The 2,509-nt window shown below is 49.1% G+C and carries 1 protein-coding gene and 1 pseudogene; both read right to left on the reverse strand.

Translation table 11 applies throughout. The features are described 5' to 3' along the window. Positions 1-1,036, reverse strand: a pseudogene (locus PGX78_RS07535) (DNA-directed RNA polymerase subunit beta'); the annotation flags it as partial. Positions 1,037-1,090: 54 nt separating this feature from the next. Then, the coding region (locus tag PGX78_RS07540; RefSeq protein ID WP_442864816.1) for a DNA-directed RNA polymerase subunit beta at positions 1,091-2,509 on the reverse strand (1,419 nt) is incomplete at its 5' end.

Below are 2,509 nucleotides of genomic sequence, written 5' to 3' on the forward strand. Positions count from 1 at the left end.
ACTGATGCATCTTTAATTCCGGACCGACAACGATAACGGAGCGACCGGAATAGTCGACACGTTTACCGAGCAAGTTTTGACGGAAACGGCCTTGTTTCCCCTTTAACATGTCAGACAGGGACTTTAAGGCTCTGTTACCGGGGCCCGTAACGGGGCGACCGCGACGACCGTTATCAATAAGCGCGTCGACAGCTTCCTGCAACATACGTTTTTCATTGCGGACAATAATATCCGGTGCGCCCAATTCCAATAACCGACTTAACCGATTATTACGATTAATGACGCGTCGATACAAATCATTCAGGTCGGACGTGGCGAAACGGCCGCCGTCAAGCTGTACCATAGGGCGTAATTCGGGCGGAATGACCGGAACGGCATCCAAAATCATCCATTCCGGTTTATTACCGGAATGAAGGAAGGCTTCAATTACCTCCAGGCGGCGAATAGCCCGTACACGCCGCTGTCCCGAAGAATCACGCAATTCTTCGCGCAATTCCTTGTCGAGGGCTTCCAGGTCAAGTTCGGCCAATAATTCTTTAACAGCCGCCGCCCCCATACCGACACGGAACTTTTCACCGTACATGTCAAGATTTTGACGATATTCCGTTTCCGTTAACAACTGCTTTTTCTGCAACGGCGTATCGCCCGGATCAAGGACGATATACGAAGCAAAATAAAGGACTTTTTCCAACGAACGAGGGGAAATATCGAGAACCAGCCCCATACGGCTGGGGATTCCCTTGAAGTACCAAATATGAGACACGGGTGTAGCCAACTGAATGTGGCCCATCCGTTCACGACGCACTTTGGCACGCGTAACTTCTACGCCGCAACGATCGCAAACAATCCCTTTATAACGAATTCTTTTATATTTACCGCAATGGCATTCCCAGTCCTTTGTAGGCCCGAAAATGCGTTCGCAGAACAAGCCGTCACGTTCCGGCTTTAATGTACGATAGTTAATGGTTTCCGGTTTTTTTACTTCACCGTGGGACCATTCAAGAATCTTTTCAGGCGACGCCAAGCCGATTCGCATGGAATCAAATTCATTTACGTCCAGCACTAATACCGCTCCCTTCTGTACTGCTTCTTATTCTTCCGAGTCGTCACTGAGGCCATCCGTAAGGGTGTCATAACCCATACCGATGAGTCCGTCATCATTGCCGTTATCAGCCGGTTCTTCGGCATCTTCCGTAACGACATCTTCCGCAGGGCGGTCGACAGCCTCTCCTGTCGCTTCGCCTTCCATAATATGGCGCATTTCATCATTCTTGCCTGCATCGACTTCCAACTCGTCTTCATCATCCAATTCCTTAATGACGACTTCTTCGCTGTCTTCATTAAGAATCTGAACATTTAAGCCGATAGCCTGCAATTCCTTCAAGAGTACCTTAAAAGATTCGGGTACGCCCGGTTCGGGGATGTTTTCGCCTTTAACAATCTTTTCATATGCCTTAACACGGCCTACGACATCATCAGACTTAACCGTAAGCATTTCTTGTAAGGTATATGCCGCACCGTAAGCTTCCAGAGCCCAAACTTCCATTTCGCCGAAGCGCTGCCCGCCGAACTGAGCTTTACCGCCCAAAGGCTGCTGCGTAACGAGGGAGTACGGACCGGTAGAACGAGCATGAATCTTATCGTCGACCAAATGATGCAACTTGAGGAAGTACGTGTATCCGACAGTAACACGACGATCCATAGGTTCACCCGTACGTCCGTCATAAAGAACGGTCTTGCCGTCATCGGGAAGTCCCGCTACCCGCAAGGCTTCGAATACATCTTCCGCATGAGCTCCGTCAAATACGGGAGTCGCAATATGAACGCCCGCTTCATCCGGTTGAATCATACCGTATTTATCAATGTCATAGCCGATTTCTTTCAACTTATCGGCCAAGTGATTGTCGGGGTTGAGAATCTGTACGCCTATTTCATGCATAGCCCAACCGAGATGGGTTTCCAAAATCTGCCCGATGTTCATACGCGAAGGTACGCCCAAAGGATTCAACACAATTTGAACGGAAGTACCGTCCGGTAAGAAAGGCATATCTTCCTGTCTCATAACGCGGGATACGACACCCTTGTTACCATGTCGACCGGCCATCTTATCGCCTTCATGAATCTTACGTTTTTGAGCGATGTATACGCGTACGAGCTGGTTTACCCCCGGCGGTAATTCATCATTGTTTTCGCGAGAGAAAACGCGAACCGCTACAATCTTACCCGATTCGCCGTGAGGCACACGCAGCGACGTATCGCGCACTTCCCGTTCCTTATCGCCGAAAATAGCCCTCAAAAGGCGTTCTTCAGGAGTCAGTTCCGTTTCACCCTTAGGCGTAACTTTTCCGACAAGAACATCACCGGGCACGACATCGGCACCGACGCGAATAATACCGCCTTCATCAAGGTCCTTCGTGCTGTCTTCACTTACATTGGGAATTTCACGCGTAATTTCTTCAGCACCCAATTTAGTATCACGTGCATCGCATTCATATTCTTCTACATGAAT

Origin of the sequence: Megasphaera sp. AF13-6AC, assembly GCF_027685385.1 — a bacterium.
GTDB classification, from domain to species: Bacteria; Bacillota; Negativicutes; order Veillonellales; family Megasphaeraceae; genus Megasphaera; species Megasphaera micronuciformis.